At 63.7% G+C, this 18,760-nt stretch carries 18 protein-coding genes; 17 read left to right on the top strand and 1 reads right to left on the bottom strand.

What is annotated here, in order from left to right:
• The 14 genes from AAFP05_RS05150 to AAFP05_RS05085 form a co-directional block, all read left to right on the top strand.
• Positions 1–751, top strand: a 751-nt coding sequence (locus tag AAFP05_RS05150) for an aminotransferase class I/II-fold pyridoxal phosphate-dependent enzyme (RefSeq protein WP_341728780.1), incomplete at its 5' end; no start/stop codon positions are given.
• Between the two features lie 16 nt (positions 752–767).
• Positions 768–1,385 (top strand): imidazoleglycerol-phosphate dehydratase HisB, encoded by a 618-nt coding sequence (hisB, locus tag AAFP05_RS05145; RefSeq protein ID WP_341728779.1) that lies wholly within the window; start codon positions 768–770, stop codon positions 1,383–1,385.
• Entirely contained in the window at positions 1,382–2,017 is a 636-nt protein-coding gene (hisH, locus tag AAFP05_RS05140) for an imidazole glycerol phosphate synthase subunit HisH (RefSeq protein WP_341728778.1), read from the top strand. The genes hisB and hisH overlap by 4 nt, the downstream gene beginning before the upstream one ends.
• Positions 2,018–2,034: 17 nt before the next feature.
• Positions 2,035–2,799: a bifunctional 1-(5-phosphoribosyl)-5-((5-phosphoribosylamino)methylideneamino)imidazole-4-carboxamide isomerase/phosphoribosylanthranilate isomerase PriA gene (priA, locus tag AAFP05_RS05135; RefSeq protein WP_341728777.1), complete on the top strand. Its 765-nt coding sequence runs from the start codon at positions 2,035–2,037 to the stop codon at positions 2,797–2,799.
• A 13-nt stretch (positions 2,800–2,812) separates the two neighbouring features.
• Positions 2,813–3,838: a GNAT family N-acetyltransferase gene (locus AAFP05_RS05130; protein ID WP_341728776.1), complete on the top strand. Its 1,026-nt coding sequence runs from the start codon at positions 2,813–2,815 to the stop codon at positions 3,836–3,838.
• Between the two features lie 47 nt (positions 3,839–3,885).
• On the top strand, positions 3,886–4,686 hold the full coding sequence (locus AAFP05_RS05125; RefSeq protein ID WP_341728775.1) for a YebC/PmpR family DNA-binding transcriptional regulator: 801 nt from the start codon (positions 3,886–3,888) through the stop codon (positions 4,684–4,686).
• 101 nt (positions 4,687–4,787) lie between these two features.
• Entirely contained in the window at positions 4,788–5,318 is a 531-nt protein-coding gene (ruvC, locus tag AAFP05_RS05120) for a crossover junction endodeoxyribonuclease RuvC (protein ID WP_341728774.1), read from the top strand.
• Positions 5,315–5,926, top strand: coding sequence for a Holliday junction branch migration protein RuvA (gene ruvA, locus AAFP05_RS05115; RefSeq protein ID WP_341728773.1), 612 nt, complete (start codon positions 5,315–5,317; stop codon positions 5,924–5,926). Before ruvC ends, ruvA begins: the two co-directional genes overlap by 4 nt.
• A gap of 13 nt (positions 5,927–5,939) precedes the next feature.
• Positions 5,940–6,974: a Holliday junction branch migration DNA helicase RuvB gene (gene ruvB / locus AAFP05_RS05110; protein ID WP_341728772.1), complete on the top strand. Its 1,035-nt coding sequence runs from the start codon at positions 5,940–5,942 to the stop codon at positions 6,972–6,974.
• A gap of 150 nt (positions 6,975–7,124) precedes the next feature.
• Positions 7,125–7,670, top strand: coding sequence for a preprotein translocase subunit YajC (yajC, locus tag AAFP05_RS05105; protein ID WP_341728771.1), 546 nt, complete (start codon positions 7,125–7,127; stop codon positions 7,668–7,670).
• 66 nt (positions 7,671–7,736) lie between these two features.
• Entirely contained in the window at positions 7,737–9,476 is a 1,740-nt protein-coding gene (gene secD / locus AAFP05_RS05100; protein WP_341728783.1) for a protein translocase subunit SecD, read from the top strand.
• Positions 9,469–10,704 carry a protein translocase subunit SecF gene (secF, locus tag AAFP05_RS05095; RefSeq protein ID WP_341728770.1) on the top strand — a complete coding sequence of 412 codons (1,236 nt, stop codon included), beginning with the start codon at positions 9,469–9,471 and terminating at the stop codon, positions 10,702–10,704. The genes secD and secF overlap by 8 nt, the downstream gene beginning before the upstream one ends.
• A gap of 1 nt (position 10,705) precedes the next feature.
• Positions 10,706–11,248: an adenine phosphoribosyltransferase gene (locus AAFP05_RS05090; protein ID WP_341728769.1), complete on the top strand. Its 543-nt coding sequence runs from the start codon at positions 10,706–10,708 to the stop codon at positions 11,246–11,248.
• Positions 11,249–11,330: 82 nt separating this feature from the next.
• Positions 11,331–13,685, top strand: coding sequence for a bifunctional (p)ppGpp synthetase/guanosine-3',5'-bis(diphosphate) 3'-pyrophosphohydrolase (locus AAFP05_RS05085; RefSeq protein ID WP_341728768.1), 2,355 nt, complete (start codon positions 11,331–11,333; stop codon positions 13,683–13,685).
• 36 nt (positions 13,686–13,721) lie between these two features.
• On the opposite strand, the gene AAFP05_RS05080 is transcribed toward AAFP05_RS05085, so the two are convergent.
• The gene (locus AAFP05_RS05080; RefSeq protein ID WP_341728767.1) at positions 13,722–14,969 is read right to left on the bottom strand and encodes a DUF349 domain-containing protein; all 1,248 of its coding nucleotides are present in this window, start codon (positions 14,967–14,969) and stop codon (positions 13,722–13,724) included.
• A 30-nt stretch (positions 14,970–14,999) separates the two neighbouring features.
• Here AAFP05_RS05080 and AAFP05_RS05075 point away from each other — a divergent pair, with 30 nt between their 5' ends.
• The 3 genes from AAFP05_RS05075 to AAFP05_RS05065 all read left to right on the top strand — a co-directional run bounded on the left by AAFP05_RS05075 (position 15,000) and on the right by AAFP05_RS05065 (position 18,724).
• Positions 15,000–15,692 (top strand): MBL fold metallo-hydrolase, encoded by a 693-nt coding sequence (locus tag AAFP05_RS05075; RefSeq protein WP_341728766.1) that lies wholly within the window; start codon positions 15,000–15,002, stop codon positions 15,690–15,692.
• On the top strand, positions 15,692–17,029 hold the full coding sequence (hisS, locus tag AAFP05_RS05070; RefSeq protein WP_341728765.1) for a histidine--tRNA ligase: 1,338 nt from the start codon (positions 15,692–15,694) through the stop codon (positions 17,027–17,029). Before AAFP05_RS05075 ends, hisS begins: the two co-directional genes overlap by 1 nt.
• Positions 17,030–17,194: 165 nt before the next feature.
• The gene (locus AAFP05_RS05065) at positions 17,195–18,724 is read left to right on the top strand and encodes a hypothetical protein (protein ID WP_341728764.1); all 1,530 of its coding nucleotides are present in this window, start codon (positions 17,195–17,197) and stop codon (positions 18,722–18,724) included.
• Positions 18,725–18,760: the final 36 nt, after the last annotated feature.

Genomic DNA, 18,760 nt, shown 5'->3' with positions numbered 1-18,760 from the left:
GACCTACTCGATGTACCCGGAATATGCCCGCAATACGCACACCGGCTACGTCACTGTGCCCAGGCGCCATGATTTCAGCGTCGACGCCGATCTGGTGCTCGCTGCGATCGCCGAGCACCACCCCGACATCGTGCTGATCTGCACACCGAACAACCCGACGGGCACCCAGACACCGGTCAGCGTCATCGGCGAGATCTGTGCCGCCACCGATGCGATCGTGATCGTCGACGAGGCCTACCAGGAGTTCACCGAGGTCCCGGAGGATTCCGCATTGGCCCTGCTGCCGCGCTTCGGCAAGCTGGTCGTCAGCCGCACCATGAGCAAGGCCTTCGCGCTGGCCGGGGGGCGTGTCGGTTACCTCGCGGCGGCACCTGCCGTGGTGGACGCCTGCCGCATCGTCCGGCTGCCCTATCACATGTCGGCCCAAACCCAGGCCCTCGCCCGGGTCGCGCTGGCCAACAGGGACGAGATGCTCGGCCAGGTCGATGTGCTGCGCAACGAGTGTCAGAACCTTCAGCAATGGCTTCGTCGTCATGGCCTCGACGTGGTACCAAGCCAGGCGAACTTCTGCCTCTTCGGCCGCTTCGCCGACCGTCACGCGGTCTGGCAGCAATTGCTCGATCGTGGTGTACTGATTCGCGAGACCGGCCCGGCAGGCTTTCTGCGGGTGTCGGCAGGCACCCCAGCCGAGATGGCCGCCTTCCGGGCGGCGCTCAGCGAGATCCTGCCCAATCATGAGATCACCCGCTAGACGAGGAGCCAACGAAATGACTGCTGAAGCGCGCATTGCGCACGTGAAGCGTGTCACCAGCGAGTCCGATGTCGATGTCTTGCTCAATCTGGACGGTACGGGCACCTCGACGATCAGCACCGGCGTGGGTTTCTACGATCACATGCTGACCGCATTGTCACGCCACTCGCTGATCGACATGGAGATCACCACCACCGGCGATATCTATATCGACGGCCACCACTCGATCGAGGACACCGCCATCGCGATCGGGCAGGCGCTCAAGATCGCGCTGGGCGACAAGCGCGGCATCCGCCGCTTCGGCGACGCCACCGTGCCCCTGGACGAAGCCCTGGCGCGTTGCGTTGTCGACGTTGCAGGACGCGCATATGCCGTGTTCACCGGTGAGCCGGAAGGACAGATCTATGCCCGCATCGGCGGCACCGGTCCGCTCTACGCGGGCTCGATGACTCAGCATGTCTTCGAATCGCTGGCCTTCAATGCGGGTATCTGCGTCCATCTCACCTTGCTGGCCGGACGCGAACCGCACCACATCGTCGAGGCCGAATTCAAGTCGCTGGCCCGGGCGCTACGCGTCGCAGTCGAGCCTGACCCCCGCGTGACGGGAATCCCGAGTACCAAGGGCGCGCTGTGATCGAACCGACGATAGGGGTTCTCGACTACGGGTCAGGAAACCTCCACTCGGCATGCCGGGCACTCGAGGCCGCCGGAGCCCAGGTGCGACTCGGCAGCAAGCCGAGCGAGTTCGCCAGCGCCGAGGCACTCGTAGTGCCAGGTGTGGGTGCTTTCGCGGCATGCATGGCGGGGCTGCATGCGGTCGGCGGCGTCGATCTGGTGCGCGACTGGGTCGGCTCCGGACGAAAGCTGCTCGGTATCTGCGTGGGCCACCAGGTGCTTTTCGCGCACGGTGTCGAGCGCGGGGAGCCCGCCGATGGCATCGGCATCTTTCCTGGTACCGTGGAGCGGTTGGCTGCCCGACGGCTGCCGCATATGGGCTGGAACACTGTCGAGGCGCCAGCACAGGCGGGCGTTTTCGAGGGGCTCCAAGATCGAAGGTTCTATTTCGTCCACTCGTACGGAGTGCATGCCAGCGACGACGATGGCCAAGCTTGCGTACCTGCGGATGCCCGCATCACCTGGTGCGAGCACGAAGGAGATAGGTTCATCGCTGCCGTCCAGTGGGGCAGCGTGACCAGCACCCAGTTCCACCCGGAGAAGTCCGGAGCGGCTGGGGCACAACTACTACGCCATTGGCTGGCAAGTTAGGGTCGTTCAACGTGTCCATGACGAACACTTCAACCTCAGCAGATTTACAGCGGCTGGTGCTGCTGCCGGCGGTCGATGTCCAAAACGGCAAGGCGGTGCAACTCATTCAAGGGGCCGCCGGCAGCGAGCGGGTCTTCGGTGACCCGCTGGAAGCAGCGCTGCGATGGCAGTCCCAAGGCGCCCAGTGGCTGCATCTGGTCGATCTCGATGCGGCTTTTGGGCGCGATTCCAACGCGGAGCAACTCGCCGAGGTCATCGCGGAGCTGGAGATCGACGTTGAATTGTCCGGAGGCATCCGCGACGACGCTTCGTTGACACGCGCTTTGAGCACCGGGGCCCGCCGCGTGAACGTGGGTACTGCGGCGCTGGAGAAGCCCGAATGGTGCGAGAAGATCATCGCCGAGCACGGCGACCGGATCGCGATCGGCCTCGACGTGCGCGGTAACCAGCTGGCCGCGCGTGGCTGGACAACCAGCGGCGGTGACGTCTTCGAGACGGTGCAGCGCATGACGCAGGCCGGCTGCGAGCGCTTCGTGGTGACCGATGTCGCCAGCGACGGCATGCTGACCGGGCCGAATCTGGAACTGCTGGGTGCGGTTTGCGCTCGTACCGGCGCCAAGGTGGTGGCCAGCGGCGGCATCTCCTCATTGCACGACCTGAGGATGCTGTCGGGGCTGGTGCCGATCGGTGTCGAGGGTGCGATCATCGGCACCGCGCTTTACGTGGGCAACTTCACCTTGACCGAGGCGTTGGCCGCCGTGCATGACCCACTGGCGAGCTGAGACGTGAGCCCAGATGCGCGAGCAGCAACTCTCCTGGGGAGAGGCCATCGTCGAAGGAAGTCTGGAGTGGTCGTTCCTCACCCGTGACGACCTGAGCGAGGTATCCGAGCTTTGCGCTGCCATCGAGTACTTCGACGATCCCATCCAGCACCGCGAGTTGGGCGGCCTGACCGAAGACTTCGAGCAGGATTGGGCGTATGCCTCCAATCACGCAGTCGTCGGACGCGACCGCGGCGGCACGATCGTGGCCTACGGCTGGAATCACATCACGGCCCCCGACGTCCAGCTTCCCCATGCCTGGATGGAGATCGGGGTACATCCGGCCTGGCGGCACCACAAGATCGGCGTCAAGCTGGTGGCCTGGCTGATCTCACGCGCCAGGGCCTGGTACCAGCATCTGCGGGAGACCCGTCCGCTGCTCGGCCCGCTCTGGGTCGGTTGCGCAACCGACGAAGGCTCCCGGGTGGCCGCCGATCTCGAGGAGAACGGCCTGCTGAAGCCGCAGCGCTGGTTCTGCGATGCCCATCGCAGCCTCACCGATGGGGCGTTGCCGCTGGTGCTGCCTCCTCCCGGCATCGAATTGCGGTCTTTCGAACGATCCTGGTCGGACAAGGTCCGTCAGGCCCACAACACGGCCTTCGGCACCAGGCATGGTTCGCACGACGTCGCGCCGGACGCCTGGGAGCGCTCGCTGGAACGCCCCGATTCGCGTCTGGACTGGTCGTGGATCGCCGTGCAGACCAACAACCCGGACGCCGGGGTCGTCGGCTACGCGGTGAACTCGGAGATCATCGAGCGCCAGAACGGCTGGCGTGAGGGATGGACCGAACGGATCGGCGTGCTCCCCGCATACCAGCGGCACGGCCTCGCCCATGCGCTGCTGGCGGCCTCCATGCGCACCTTCGCCGATCACGGCTGCGTCTTGGCGGGCATCGGGATCGATACCGACAACCTGCCGAGAAGCGAGTCGCTGTTCGGCGGCATGGGTTATCGTTTCGAGGACAAAATGGTCCTCTTTGGAGCCACCTTCGACGACTGAGTAAGCTAACGAAGGTTCGTCGGGTGTACGTAGGGGGATAGTCATATATGTCAGGCCACTCGAAGTGGGCAACCACGAAGCACAAGAAGGCTGCGATCGATGCCAAGCGCGGCAAGCTGTTCGCCAAGCTGATCAAGAACATCGAAGTCGCGGCTCGGCTCGGCGGTGGCGACATTGCGGGCAATCCGACTCTCTATGACGCGGTTCAGAAGGCCAAGAAGAATTCGGTTCCCAACGACAATATCGACCGTGCCGTCAAGCGTGGCGCGGGCGAGGGTGCCGACGCCGTGAACTACGAGTCGATCATGTACGAGGCGTACGGCCCGGCCGGCGTCGCGATCTTGATCGAGTGCCTGACCGACAACCGCAACCGTTCGATCTCGGATGTGCGAGTGGCGGTCACCCGTAACGGCGGCACCATGGCCGACGGCGGTTCGGTGCAGCGGCTGTTCAACCGCAAGGGGGTCGTGACCGTGGCCAAGGAGCAGGAGGTTGCCACCGAGGGCCGCAAGACCCAGACTCGCTCCATCACCGAGGACGACTTGCTCGAAGCCACCATCGAGGCCAATGCGGAGGACATCTCCGATGAGGGGGACGCTTTCGACTTGATCAGCGACCCCAACGATCTGGTCGCCGTCCGCAAGGCCGTGCAGGCCGCCGATATCGACTACGACTCGGCCGAAGTCCAGTTCGTCGCGAGCTTCGACCAGGCCATTGATTCGGTTGACGACGCGCAGAAGCTCTTCCGCATCGTCGATGCCCTCGAAGACCTGGACGATGTCCAGACCGTCTTCACCAATGCAGACCTGAGCGAAGAGGTCCAGGCCGCGCTGGACAGTGACGACTGACCTTGGCCCCATTGAAGAAGAGTGTCCGGCGCGCCTGAGCCGGGCACTCTTTGTCGTGGCCTAGAATCCGAACGTGTGTTCGCAATCCGACGGGTGGTGCCATGCGTGTTCTTGGCGTTGATCCCGGCCTGACCCGATGCGGTGTCGGAGTCATCGATGCCGCATCGGTGCGTTCCCCGCAGCTGGTCGCCGCCGGAGTGGTGCGCACCTCGCCGGGCCTCGACCATGCCCACCGGCTGCTGGCCATCGAGGAGGGCCTGGAAGCCTGGGTGCAGGCCAATCGACCCGAGGTCATCGCAGTCGAACGCGTCTTCGCCCAGCACAACGTGATGACCGTCACGGGCACCGCTCAGGCGGCCGGCATCGCGATGCTGATCGCTGCCAGGCACGCAATTCCGGTGGCACTGCACACCCCGACCGAGGTGAAGGCCGCGATCACCGGATCCGGGCGCGCCGACAAGGCCCAGGTGGCCGCGATGGTCGTCCGCATTCTCAAACTGGACGAGGCCCCCAGGCCCGCCGACGCCGCCGACGCCGTGGCACTGGCGCTGTGCCAGCTGTGGCGGGGTGGCTCGGTCAATCGCTACGCGGCCGCAGTGCAGGAACACGCGGCCAGAACAGGACGACGATGATCTCCCAGCTCCGCGGAACCGCCGTGGCCCTCGGCCCGAACTGGGCGGTGATCGATGTCTCGGGCGTAGGGTTCAGGGTCTCCTGCACGCCGGGCACCGCCGCAGGCCTGCGGCCAGGCGCCGAATGCACCGTGGCGACCACCTTGATCGTCCGGCAAGACGCGCTGACGCTCTTCGGTTTCACCGATGCGCACGAACGGCAGGCCTTCGAGATGCTGCAGCTGGCATCCGGAGTAGGGCCCAAGCTGGCGCTGGCGGCGATCTCGGTGCTGAGCCCTGCCGAGGTCGTCTCCGCGATTCAAAGCGATTCGGTCGCGGTACTGATGAAGGTGCCCGGCATCGGACGCAAGGGCGCCGAGAAGATCATCGTCGAACTGCGCGACCGCGTCGGCGCGTTGGCTGCGCAGCTCGACACGAGCGATCACGTTGGTGTTCCGGACGGTGAGCCGTGGCGCGAGCAGGTCTCCAGTGGTCTGCAGGGCCTCGGATGGTCGTCCAAGGACGCGGATGCCGCCGTCGAGAAGATCGCTCCACTGGTGGTCGACGATCCGCAGATCTCACTGGGTAGGCTGATGAAGGCCGCATTGCAGTCGCTGGCCCGAGCCTGAGGAGTCCCGCACCGTGACCCATTCCCCGGTCGATCCGTGGCCCACACCCGACGAGATCGCGGCCGAAGGCGCGCTGCGTCCCTCGGCGTTGGCCGATTTCGAAGGCCAGCCGCGCGTGGTCGATCAGCTCAGCCTGGTCCTGCAGGCCGCCTTGCACCGGGGGAGCACTCCCGATCATGTACTGCTGTCGGGTCCGCCGGGGCTGGGCAAGACGACATTGGCGATGATCATCGCCAATGAGATGGCTGTGCCGCTGCACATCACCTCGGGGCCCGCGATTCAGCACGCCGGCGATCTGGCGGCCATCTTGTCGGGGCTCACCGAGGGCGAAGTGCTCTTCCTCGACGAGATACACCGGATGAGCCGGCCGGCCGAGGAGATGCTCTATCTGGCGATGGAGGACTTCAGAGTGGACGTTGTGCTGGGGAAGGGTCCGGGCGCCACCGCCATTCCGATCGAGATCCCGCCGTTCACCCTGGTGGGTGCGACGACCAGAGCGGGTTTGCTGCCCGGGCCGTTGCGCGACCGCTTCGGTTTCACCGCTCAGCTGGACTATTACGATTCGGCCGACCTGGAGCGGATCGCGGGCCGCTCTGCCACCAAGCTCGGCATCGCGCTGGACGCGGAGTCTGCTGCGGAGATCGCCCGACGCTCGCGCGGGACGCCCCGTATCGCCAACCGCCTGCTGCGCCGCGTGCGCGACTATGCCCAGGTACACAACGGCGGCATCGTGAACCCCCAGTTGGCTCGCGATGCCCTGGAACTCTACGAGGTCGACCCGCTCGGTCTGGACCGTCTCGACCGGGCCGTCTTGAATTCCATCTGCCGCAAGTTCGCTGGTGGGCCCGTCGGGTTGTCGACACTTGCCATCAGTGTTGCCGAGGAGACCGAGACGATCGAAGAGGTCGCCGAACCCTTCCTGGTTCGACTCGGCTTCTTGATGCGCACGCCGCGTGGACGCATTGCCACGCCTGCCGGCTGGGCTCACCTGGGACTGACCGCGCCTGTCCAGGAAGCGTCCGGTGGCCAGCCGGAACTCTTCGGTTGACGGTCATTCACAGGTCCTGAGCGTGAAAAACGCATGACCAGATGTGGTGATCCCAGCTGTACTCGGTAAGATCGCTGGAGTGCGTGCGGGTGTGCGCGCTCCTGCACGTCCAGGCAACGGCCTGGTTGCTGACTAGTGAGGGTGTCTTACATGGAAATTCTGCTCATCATGGCGGTCTTCATCGGCCTGATGTACTTCATGACCGTCCGTCCGCAGAAGAAGCGGATGGAGGAGCAGCGCAAGATGCTTGAGGCTCTACAGCCCGGCTCCAGGGTGTTGCTCAATTCGGGCATCTTCGGAACGATCCGGGCAACTGCCGATCAGCAGATGGTCGTCGAACTGGCTCCCGGCGTCGAGGTCACCGTGCTCAGGCAGGCCGTGATGCGCGCGGCCAAGCCGGATGAAGAAGAGTTCGAGTTCACCGACGATCAGGCCGCAGTTGCCGCTGACAGTTTCCGCGCCGACGACATCGACCGGTCCTTCGCCGAGATCGTTGAGGGCGACGCGAACGTCATCGACCAGCCCGTGGCCGAAGCAGCCGTGGCCGCTACCGATGAGACCGAACAAGCCGCGGGCGAGGCTGACGAGGCAGCATCGGACGCCATCTATAAGCCCGGCGAGAACGTCATCTACCAGCCCGGTTCGAACGAGGTCAGCGCCACCGACGACGCCGGCGAGCGTCCGCAGGAACGCTGACAGGAGCAGCCCCCAGTGGCATCATCTGCACAAAACACAAGTTCATTCAGGCCCGGGCGGACGCTGATCGGTTTCGCGATCGTCGTCGTAATGCTTTTCGCCCTGATGGCGGTCACCGGCACCTGGACGCCGCGGCTCGGTCTGGACCTGCGAGGCGGCACCACGATCACGTTGACCGCCCGGACCAGCGACGGCAGTACCGTTCCCCGGGAAAACCTGGAGACGGCACGCACCATCATCCAGAACCGCGTCGACTCACTCGGCGTCGGCGAGTCATCGGTGACGATCCAGGGCAACGACAAGATCGAAGTCGCTGTGCCCAACACGAGCAGCGACGAACTGGTCGAACTCGTGGGCGCCACCGCGAAGCTGGCCTTCCGCCCGGTGATCGCCTCCCAGCAGATCCAGCAACCCGACACGTCCACGGCTGAGCCGTCCACTGCTGCCACCCCGAGCGGTGAGATCAGCGCGGACGAGTCCGGGTCGGCCAGCCCGAGCAGTGCCCAGTCGTCCGCGTCTTCGACCACCACCGAGCCCAGTTCCGCTCCAGCCAGTAGCGCTCAGCGCCGCCCGATGCCCCAGTTGCCCACCGAGCCTCCGGCATCGAGCACTCCGCGCCCGACCGTGCCGGGCGATCAGCCGCTCACCCTCGATGAGGAGTTGAACTACAGCCCGACCCAGCAGGACGCAGAGGACTTCGCCGCGTTCCAGTGCGGCGACGAGTTCCCGGATGTCTCCGATCAGCCTCTGATCGCCTGCGATCAGACGGGCACCTATAAGTACTTCCTCGGCCCTGTCATCCTGAGTGGCGAGCACGTCACCGACGCGACTGCGGGCATCCCGCAGGGTGAGGTCAGCTGGATCGTCTCACTGACATTTGACGATGAGGGCTCGGCGACCTTCGCGGACGCCACCGAGGGGCTGTCTGCCAAGTCCGCGCCGCAGAATCAGTTCGCGATCGTGCTCGACCGCGAGGTGATCTCGGCGCCGAGCGTCAGCGAGCGGATCACCGGCGGCAAGGCGAGCATCTCGGGCACCGGCATCACCGAAACCACGGCCAAGTCGCTGGCCACCACGCTTCGCTACGGCTCGCTGCCGGTGGATCTGGAAACCAGCTCCGTCGACACGGTCTCGCCGGTGCTGGGCGGAAACCAGATGACCGCGGGCATCATCGCCGGCATCATCGGCCTGTGCCTGGTCATTGCCTATAGTCTGATCTACTATCGCGGGCTGACGATCGTTGTCGCCGGCTCTCTGTTGGCCGCCGCGACTGTCACCTACGCGGTGATGGTGCTGCTCGGCTCGGCGGTCGGATTCGCGCTGAACCTACCCGGTATCGCGGGCGCGATCGTGGCTATCGGTGTGACAGCGGACTCGTTCATCGTCTACTTCGAACGAATACGTGACGAGATTCGCGAGGGACATAGCCTGCGCCATTCCATCCAGTCCGGTTGGCACAAGGCACGGGGGACCATCCTGATGGCCGATGGGGTTCAGCTGCTGGCCGCCGTGGTGCTCTATTTCCTGGCGATCGGCAGTGTGAAAGGCTTCGCCTTCACCTTGGGCGTTACGACCGCGATCGATCTGCTGCTGGTGATCTTCTTCACCCACCCGTTGATGACCCTGCTCGGCCGGACGAAGTTCTTCGGCGAGGGCCACAAGAATTCCGGTTTGGATCCCGAGCATCTGGGCGTCAGCCGCGCGTCCCTGTTGGGACGCCGCGGTTCGGTCCGGAAGCGAACCAAAGCCGACGTCACCGGCAAACCCGGCGCCAGCAAGAAAGCCGAGGAGGCCAGCCATGAGTGAGACCAAGGTGGCCCCGCCGGCCAAGAAGATGACATTCGCGCACCGGCTGTACACCGGTGATTTCCAGTTCGATTTCATGGCGCAGCGCCGTCGGTGGTACACCATCAGCGCCGTGCTGCTGTTGATCTCGGTGCTGGCGGTCTCGGTTCGTGGCCTGAACCTGGGCATCGACTTCGTGGGCGGCTCGGTCTTCCAGGCACCCGTGCACGTCACGTCGTCCACGGTCGATGATTTCGCCGCTGCCGTCAACAACACCGGAGTGGCCGATCTCGACCTGCAGGTGAACACGGTCGGCGATTCGACAGTGCGGATCCAGACTCGCAGCCTCGACACCGAAACCGTCATCACGGTGCGAGAGGCGATCGCCGAACAGGCCGGCGTTTCCTCCGACGATGTCGCGTACTCGTTGATCGGCCCCTCCTGGGGTAAACAGATCACCCAACAGGCACTGGTGGCGCTGGTCGTCTTCCTGGTGCTGGTGGGTATCTTGATCTGGGCGTACTTCCGGGAATGGAAGATGTCGGCCTCGGCGCTGATAGCGCTGCTGCACGACCTGGTCGTAACGGTGGGCCTCTACGCCCTCGCCGGTTTCACGGTGACCCCTGCGACCGTTATCGCGGTGCTCACCATTCTGGGCTACTCGCTGTACGACACGGTGGTGGTCTTCGACATGGTCCGTGAACAGACCAAAGATCTGAAGCACCAGTCGCGGACCTACACCGAAGCAGCCAATGCGGCGGTCAACCAGGTGCTCGTCCGGTCGATCAACACCACGATCATCGCGGTGCTGCCTGTTCTGGCAATCCTGATTGCCGGGCTGGTTGTGCTGGGTGGCGAAGGCCCGCTGGCCGACCTCGGCCTGGCCATGCTGATCGGCATGATTTCGGGTGCCTACTCGTCGATCTTCCTGGCCGCTCCGATGCTCGCCCAATTGCGCGAGCGGGAGCCGGCGATGATCAAGCATCGCGCCGCCCTGGAGAAGGCCAAGCGACGCGGTAGGGCCAAGGTCGTGGCCTCGGTCGCGACCACCGACGACAAGGTGAGTGCCGCCGGCGTACCGCTGACGGCACTACCGGCCGACGGTGCGCTCGAGTTCGCCACCTCGGGCGACGACGACGCCGATTCTGCGCAGCCGGGTGAGTCCACGGACACCGACGGCAGCGGCATCACAGAGCCGAAGGCCCGGGTTCAGCCGTCCAAGAGGTCTCGTTCGTCGAGGAAGAAGTGAGATGACCGATCAGCGAGTGATTCGTGCGGCCAATCTGATTCGCACTGTGCTGGACTTTCCGAAGCCCGGCATCAGATTCCGCGACATCACTCCGTTGCTGGGCGATGTCGAGGCCTTCGGCGATGTCATCGATGTGATGGCCGAGCATGCCCCCTGTGACGCGAGCGTGGTCTGTGGGGTGGAGTCGCGTGGCTTCATCTTCGGTACCCCGCTCGCGCTTCGGCTGGGGGTAGGCTTCGTCCCCATCCGTAAGCCGGGCAAGCTGCCCGGCGCGGTCGTGGAGGAGAGCTTCGACCTGGAGTACGGCTCGACGACACTGGCCGTTCACACAGACGCCCTGCTGCCTGACGACAACGTGCTGCTGGTGGACGACCTGCTCGCCACCGGTGGGACGCTGCAGGCATCCAAGCGGCTGGTGGAGCGGTTGGGTGCCAGCGTTGCGCAGATTCAGGTGGTGTTGGAGCTGGTCGGACAGCCCGGACGCGAGACCCTGATCAACGATGGGGTGGACGACATCTATGCGCTGATCGGTATCGAGGACTAAGGGCCCCTCCTAAGCCGCGAATACCCGGCGTTCTGCACAGGGAATACACTCAGGTAAAACGTGTGAGCGGAAGGGGGAGGCGATGTCGCAAGATAGCGTCTACGGTCCCTACGGTAGTGGCCAGGGAACCCCTGGAGCCCCCCATTCGAGCACTCTGGAGCGCGTCTCCAGCGGGCCGGAACAACCCCGGCTGCGCATGCGCCAGCGGTTGGCCTGGTTCGGCGCGGCCAATCGTCCGCCGCAGTCAGCGGTGCTGGACCCGCTCTTCTCGGTGGTACGAGCCAATCATCCCAAGGCCGATCTCGATCAGCTGGAACGCGCCTATCACACCGCCGAGCACTATCACCGCGGTCAGCAGCGCAAGAGCGGCGAGCCCTACATCACTCATCCACTCGCGGTGGCGACGATCCTCGCCGAGTTGGGTATGACCGAGTCGACGCTGTGCGCGGCATTGCTGCATGACACCGTTGAGGACACCAGCTACACCCTTGAGCAGCTGAGGGCCGACTTCGGCGACGAGATCGCCCAGCTGGTCGACGGGGTCACCAAGCTCGACAAGCTGACCTATGGCGAGTCGGCTAAGGCCGAGACCATCCGCAAGTTGGTGGTGGCCACCGCGCGTGATGTCCGGGTGCTGGTCATCAAGCTCGCCGACCGGCTGCACAACATGCGCACGCTCAGCTATCTGCGTCCCGACAAGCAGCAACGCATCGCTAAGGACACTCTGGAGATCTTCGCGCCGCTGGCTCACCGCTTGGGCATGAACGCCATCAAGTGGGAGCTGGAGGATCTGTCATTCGCGACCCTGCAACCGAAGGTCTATGACGAGATCGTCCGGATGGTCGCCGAGGCGGCGCCGCAGCGCGAACGTCAGCTGCGCGAGGTCATCGATCAGGCACAGAAGGACCTGGCGGATGCCGGGATCAAGGCGACGGTCTACGGACGCCCGAAGCACTATTACTCGATCTATCAAAAGATGGTGGTGCGGGGCCGGGATTTCTCGGACATCTACGATCTGGTCGGGCTGCGGGTACTCGTCGACTCCGCCCGCGACTGTTATGGCGCTCTCGGTGTGCTGCATACGCGCTGGAATCCGCTGCCTGGGCGGTTCAAGGACTACATCGCGATGCCGAAGTACAACATGTACCAGTCCCTGCACACGACGGTGCTAGGGCCCGGCAATCAGCCTGTCGAGTTTCAGATCCGTACCAATGAGATGCACCGGCGGGCCGAGTATGGCGTCGCCGCCCACTGGAAGTACAAGGAAGAAGCCGGCTCGAAGGGCAAGAACGGGCTCGACACCGATCCCGGCGGCTCTCAGCTGAACTGGGTCCAGCAGATCAACGAGTGGCAGCGTGAGACCGATGATCCGGGGGAGTTCCTCGAATCGTTGCGTTTCGAACTCAACACCACCGAGGTCTACGTCTTCACTCCCAAGGGCGATGTCATCGCGCTACCCAAGAACGCCACCCCGGTCGATCTTGCCTACGCCATTCACTCCCAGATCGGCGACCGATGTATCGGCGCGAGGGTCAACGGACGCCTGGTTCCGCTCAGCAGCAAATTGAGCAATGGCGACATCTGCGAAATCCTGGTCTCTCGAGCCGAAGACGCCGGCCCCAGCCGCGACTGGCTGAGTTTCGTGGCCAGCCCACGGGCGACCTCCAAGATCAGGCAGCATTTCACCCGGGAGCGCCGTGAAGAAGCAATCGAGAACGGCAAGGACCAGCTGGCCCGTCAGCTACGCAAGTCGGGGCTGCCCATCCAGCGGCTGCTGACCGTCGAGCACCTGACCGCAGTGGCCGACAGCTATCGCTTGCAGAGCGTGGACGCGCTCTATGCCGCGATCGGCGAGGGCAATGTCGGATCCCAGGGCGTTGTCCAGCGCCTGGTGGAGACCGAGGGCGGCCTGGAGGCCGCCGTCGATGAAGGATCAGAGGACCAACGCATCGCGGCTCCGCGGCGTCGCTCCACCGGAAAGAACGATGCGGGCGTGATCGTCGAGGGCCAGCCTGATATGTGGGTGAAACTGGCCAAATGCTGCACTCCATTGCCCGGTGACGCCATCATCGGTTTCGTCACGCGCGAGAACGGCGTCTCGGTGCACCGTCGCGACTGCACGAACGCCACGAACCTGCTCTCCCAGCCCGAACGGATCGTCCAGGTCGAGTGGGCGGCCTCCGGCGGCATCGGATATCTCGTGGCCGTGCAGGTCGAAGCGCTCGATCGAACCGGACTGCTGTCGGAACTGACCAAGGCGCTCAGCGACCAAGGCATCTCGATCACCTCGGCGCTGGTCAGCACCACGAAGGACCGGCTGGCGAAGGTACGGCTCACCTTCGAGTGCAGCGACCCGCAGTATCTCGATCACGTGACCAACCAGCTGCGCCGGATCTCCGGCGTCTATGACGTCTTCCGGGTGAGCCAGGGCGGCTGACTGTCGGTTTGCGCCGCCTGTGCTTCGGGTGAACCGTCAGTGACCTGAGAATTCGTCCAAGGCCTTGTTGGCTTGGTCTAGCCACTCCGTGTAGGTCTTGATGGACTCGCGGGTCTTCTGTGCCTTCTTCGAATCGCCACGAGCCTCGGCATCGTCTGCCTGCTTGGCAAGCTTCTCGATCTGGGCGCTGAACATCTCGACCGTGTCGGCGGCGCGCTTGCGGGCCTCCGGGTCGGTGCGTCGCCACTCGTCGTCCTCCGCTGTCTTGATGGCGTTTTCCATTGCCCTAAGACGGTTCTCGAGGGGGCGAATGGAATCGCGGGGCACCTTGCCGTACTGGTTGTACTGAGCGAGGAAGCCGCGGAATGCCTCGCGGGCGGCCTTGACGTCGTTGACCGGAAGGATGGCTGCCTCGGCCTGATCCAGCAACCCCTGCTTGGCGGTGAGGTTCTCGCTGAACTCGTCGTCCTCTGCGCTGAAAGCGGCCGAACGGGCGTCGAAGAACTGGTCCTGCAATCCGCGGAACTCTGCCCACAGCGTGTCATCGACCTCGCGCGCGGCGCCGCCGGCGGCCTTCCACTGGGTCATCAATTGACGGAACTCCGCAGCGGTGCCCGCCCAATCGGTGGAACCGGCGATCTCGCGGGAGCGCCCGATGATGGCCTCTTTGGCCTTGCGGGCAGCGTCGCGACGCTCATTTTCGTTGGCGAATTGCGCCTTGCGACGCCGAGTGTAGGTGGTGCGTGCACTGCTGAACCGATGCCAAAGCTCATCGTCGGTGGCTCGGTCGATGCGCGGGAGCGCCTTCCAGTCGTCCAACAAGGCCCGGAACTTGTTGACCCCGCCGCGCCAGTCATTGCCGGCAGCGAGCTTCTCGGCCTGGTCGACCATGGCCTCCTTGGATGCCTTCGTCTCCTCGTTCTGCTGCACGCGCTGAGCCTTGCGGGCCTCCTGAGCAGCGGCGAGTTGAGGCGCCAGGCCATCGAGCCTGGCGGTCAGGCGCTCCAGGTCACCTACCGCATTCGCCTCGGTGATCGACGTCCGCAGACCGTTGACGGCTTTGCGGGCCTCCTCGGGCGACACGGTGCCCGATTCGATGCGTTTGGACAGCAGATTGACCTCGGTCTCGAGCGCCTCATAGCGGCGGACGAAGAACGTCAGCGCCTCTGCTGGATCGGTATCTGGGACTTGACCAACTCTTCGTTCACCCGCCGAACTTACGACGTAGACGGTGCCATCGGAATCGACGCGACCGAAACGAGCCGGCCCTGCACTTTCACTCATGGGTCCATCTTGCCCGATAGGCTTCAAAATGTGTTCATCGTGCCAATCGTTACCGGTCCCTGGCAGACAAACTGCTATGTGATAGCTGTCGGTGACCCGCAGACATCTGGAACCAGGCCGGCTGTGATCATCGATCCCGGCGCTCAGGCCGAACTCAAGGTGCGCCAGGTGCTGAACGAGCACGGGCTGCACCCCGAAGGCATCATCTGCAGCCATGGCCATTTCGATCATGTCGCCGATGCCGCCTCGCTGGCCAACGACTTCGCCGTGCCGGTCTGGCTGCATCCCGACGATCGTCCGATGCTCACCGAACCGGTCCTCGGCTTCGGACCCGGCAGCGAACCGATTATCGAGCAGCTCGCGGGCACGACGGTGCTGCCGGCGCCCCACGATCTGCGCGAACTAGCAGACGGCGGTCGGCTCAGCCTGGCCGGAGTCGACTTCGAGGTGATCCACGCTCCCGGACACACCCCGGGCTGCGTGGTGCTGCGCACCCACACCGCAGATCAGACGCTGCTGTTCAGCGGCGACGTGCTCTTCGCCGGCAGTATCGGACGCGTCGATTTGCCGGGCGGATCGATGGCTCAGATGAATGAGTCGCTGCGTAAACTGCGCGCGCTGATCGATGCCGGAACGGGTATTCTTCCGGGGCATGGTCCCACCACGACGATGGCTCGTGAGTTGGCCACCAACCCGTACCTGTCCAAGGAGGCTCTCGCCTGATGGCCCGACCCAAGCCGCTTTCCGGCTTCCCGGAATTCCTGCCCGCCCAGCGCATGATCGAGCAGACAGTCATCGATCTGGTCCGCGAGACCTTCGAGTTGCACGGATTCGCCGGCATCGAGACGCGTGCGGTCGAAACGATGGAGTCGCTCACCCGCAAGGGTGAGATCACCAAGGAGGTCTACGTCGTGCGCCGGTTGCACGCGGAGCCCGGTGATGCCGGCGACGACCTCGGGCTGCACTTCGATCTCACCGTGCCGCTGGCTCGCTACGTGCTGGAGAACTCCGGACACCTGCAGTTTCCCTTCCGCCGCTACCAGATTCAGAAAGTCTGGCGAGGTGAGCGTCCGCAGGAGGGCCGCTATCGGGAGTTCGCGCAGGCCGACATCGACATCATCGGCGAGAACACGCTGGCCGATCACCATGACATTGAGGCACCGCTGGTCATGCTCGAGGCGTTGGAGAATCTGCACGACCGCCTCGGCCTGCCGCCGGTGCGCATGCACGTCAACAACCGCAAGCTGTCCGAGGGCTTCTACCGCGGTCTCGGCATCGAGGACACCGCAGCGGTGCTGCAGCGGGTCGACAAGTTCGACAAGATCGGTCCGGCCGCGGTGACTGAGCTGCTGACCGGAGAGTTGGGATTGCCGGACGAGGTGGCCGCCAAATGCGTCCGACTGGCGACGGTATGCACCACCGACGATTCGTTCGCAGACCGCGTCGCAGAACTCGGCGTACGCTCCGAGATGCTGGACGAAGGGCTGGAAGCGTTGACGAATGTCATCAACGCGGCCCGCGCTCAGGTGCCGGGTCGGATGGTGGCCGATCTGAAGATCGCTCGCGGGCTGGACTACTACACCGGGACCGTCTACGAAACCGAGCTGGTCGGTCACGAACATCTCGGTTCGATCAGCTCTGGCGGACGCTACGACTCATTGGCCACCGACGGCAAGCGCACATATCCGGGTGTCGGTATTTCGCTGGGACTGACGAGATTGCTGGTGCCATTGCTCGCCAAGGGCGAGTTAACTGCATCGCGAAGCGTGCCGAGCTGCGTGGTCGTTGCGGTGGACGCCGAAGAAACCCGTTCGACCGCGATGCAGGTGGCGGCGATACTGCGCGGCCGGGGGATCGCCTGCGAGGTGGCGCCGAAGGCCGATAAGTACGGCAAACAGATCCGCTACGCCGATCGACGGGGCATCCCCTATGTCTGGTTCGGCGGGATCGATGGTGAGGTCAAAGACATCCGGTCCGGTGAGCAGACGATGGCCGATGCGGCCGCTTGGCTACCCCCGCAAGCCGATCGTCGGCCCCGGGTGATCGCGGTCGGCGACTAGCGAACCCCGGGTTGGTCCCCGGAGCCCGACCTCTAACCCCCTAACCGGGGACTGGGGGTTTCGGGATCACCCCCGATGTTGCTGGGTCAGATCAAGCGCAGAGTGTTGCTTGAGCTTCCACTCATCAAATCGACCCACCAAGGTCCCCGGGGAAAGGCAAGAATCGTGGCTGATGACATTTTGTCGAACAACGAGGTTGAGATCGAAGACGTCGAGGTTGAGGACTCCTTCAACAAGTCGCTCGATGTCGAGGATTCGTTCAACACCGATATCGAGGATTCGTTCAATACCGACGTCGAGACCGAGGTCGAGGTAGAGGTAGAAGACTCGTTCAACACCGTGGCCTCCAACAACGAGGTCGAGATCGAAGACTCGCTCAACACCGATATCGATGTCGAGGTCGAGGACTCCTTCAACGAAGGCTCGAACAACGAGGTCGAGGATTCGTTCAACACCGGATCCAACAACGAGGCCGAGGATTCGTTCAACACCGAGATCGAGACCGAGATTGACGATTCGTTCAACAACGTGGCCTCCAACAATGAGGTCGACGAATCCTTCAACACCGAGATCGAGACGGAGATCGAGGACTCCTTCAATACCGAGATCGAGACCGAGATCGAGGACTCCTTCAACACAGACGTCGAGATCGAAGACTCCTTCAACGACGTGAACTCCAATAACGACGTCGAGATCGAGGACTCCTTCAACCTCGATTCCGAGATCGAAGACTCGCTCAACACGGACTCGAACAACGAGGATTCTTACAACACCGACTCGAACAACGAGGACTCCTTTAACACCGACTCGAACAACGAGGACTCGTACAACACCGAGGTCGAGGTCGAGATCGAAGACTCCTTCAATACCGGCTCCAACAACGAGGACTCCTTCAACACCGAGATCGAGGACTCCTACAACGATGTCAACTCGAACAACGAGTTCGAGGACTCCTTCAACACGAACGTCGAGGTCGAGGTCGAGGATTCGTTCAACGACAATTCCGACAACTCGATCCGTAATCAGGACTCGTTCAACATCACCAGCTCGTTCAACACCCAGACCCTCAACGATTACTCATCGACGGTCGGCGTACGTCAATACAACGCCGGCTTCGACAATCTGAACCTCGGTGGCCTGACGGCGGCGCCGGCAGGTCTGAGCGGACTGGCCGGCAAGGGCGGCAGCGGCGGCAAGACCGATATCGACAGCGAGGTCAACGTCAATGTCGATGCCCGAGCGCTGAGCTTCGATCAGTCTGTCAACCAGGTCATCTCGAACGGCGACGGCAACATCGCTCAGGCATTCGGACAGAGCGCAAACATCGCATTCGGCGATGATTCGTTCGCGGCCGGCGGCAACATCACGATCGACAACTCGGAGTTCGTGATCAAGGCCGACGACATCAACATCGGCAACACCGACATCAATGCCAGGATCAACGACTCGTTCAATGATTTCTCGCAGCAGTACAACCTTGACCTGAACATCGACGATTCGTTCAACGAGCTGTCGACAAACGTGGATGTCGATATCGAAGACTCGTTCACGATCGATGACTCGTTCACGATCGACGACTCCTTCACAAGCGAGATCGATGCCACCTACGACAACAGTTTCGAATGGGTGAACAACGGCAATATCTTCAGCCCAGGCTCCGGTGCAACCGGCGGCGAGGGTGAGATCGACCTCTGATCTTGCACGACCAACAGCACCGCAAGCCCGGCCTCC

Origin of the sequence: Brooklawnia sp. (assembly GCF_032229645.1) — a bacterium.
GTDB lineage: Bacteria > Actinomycetota > Actinomycetes > Propionibacteriales > Propionibacteriaceae > Brooklawnia.
This window is presented reverse-complemented; position numbering and strand designations above follow the sequence as displayed.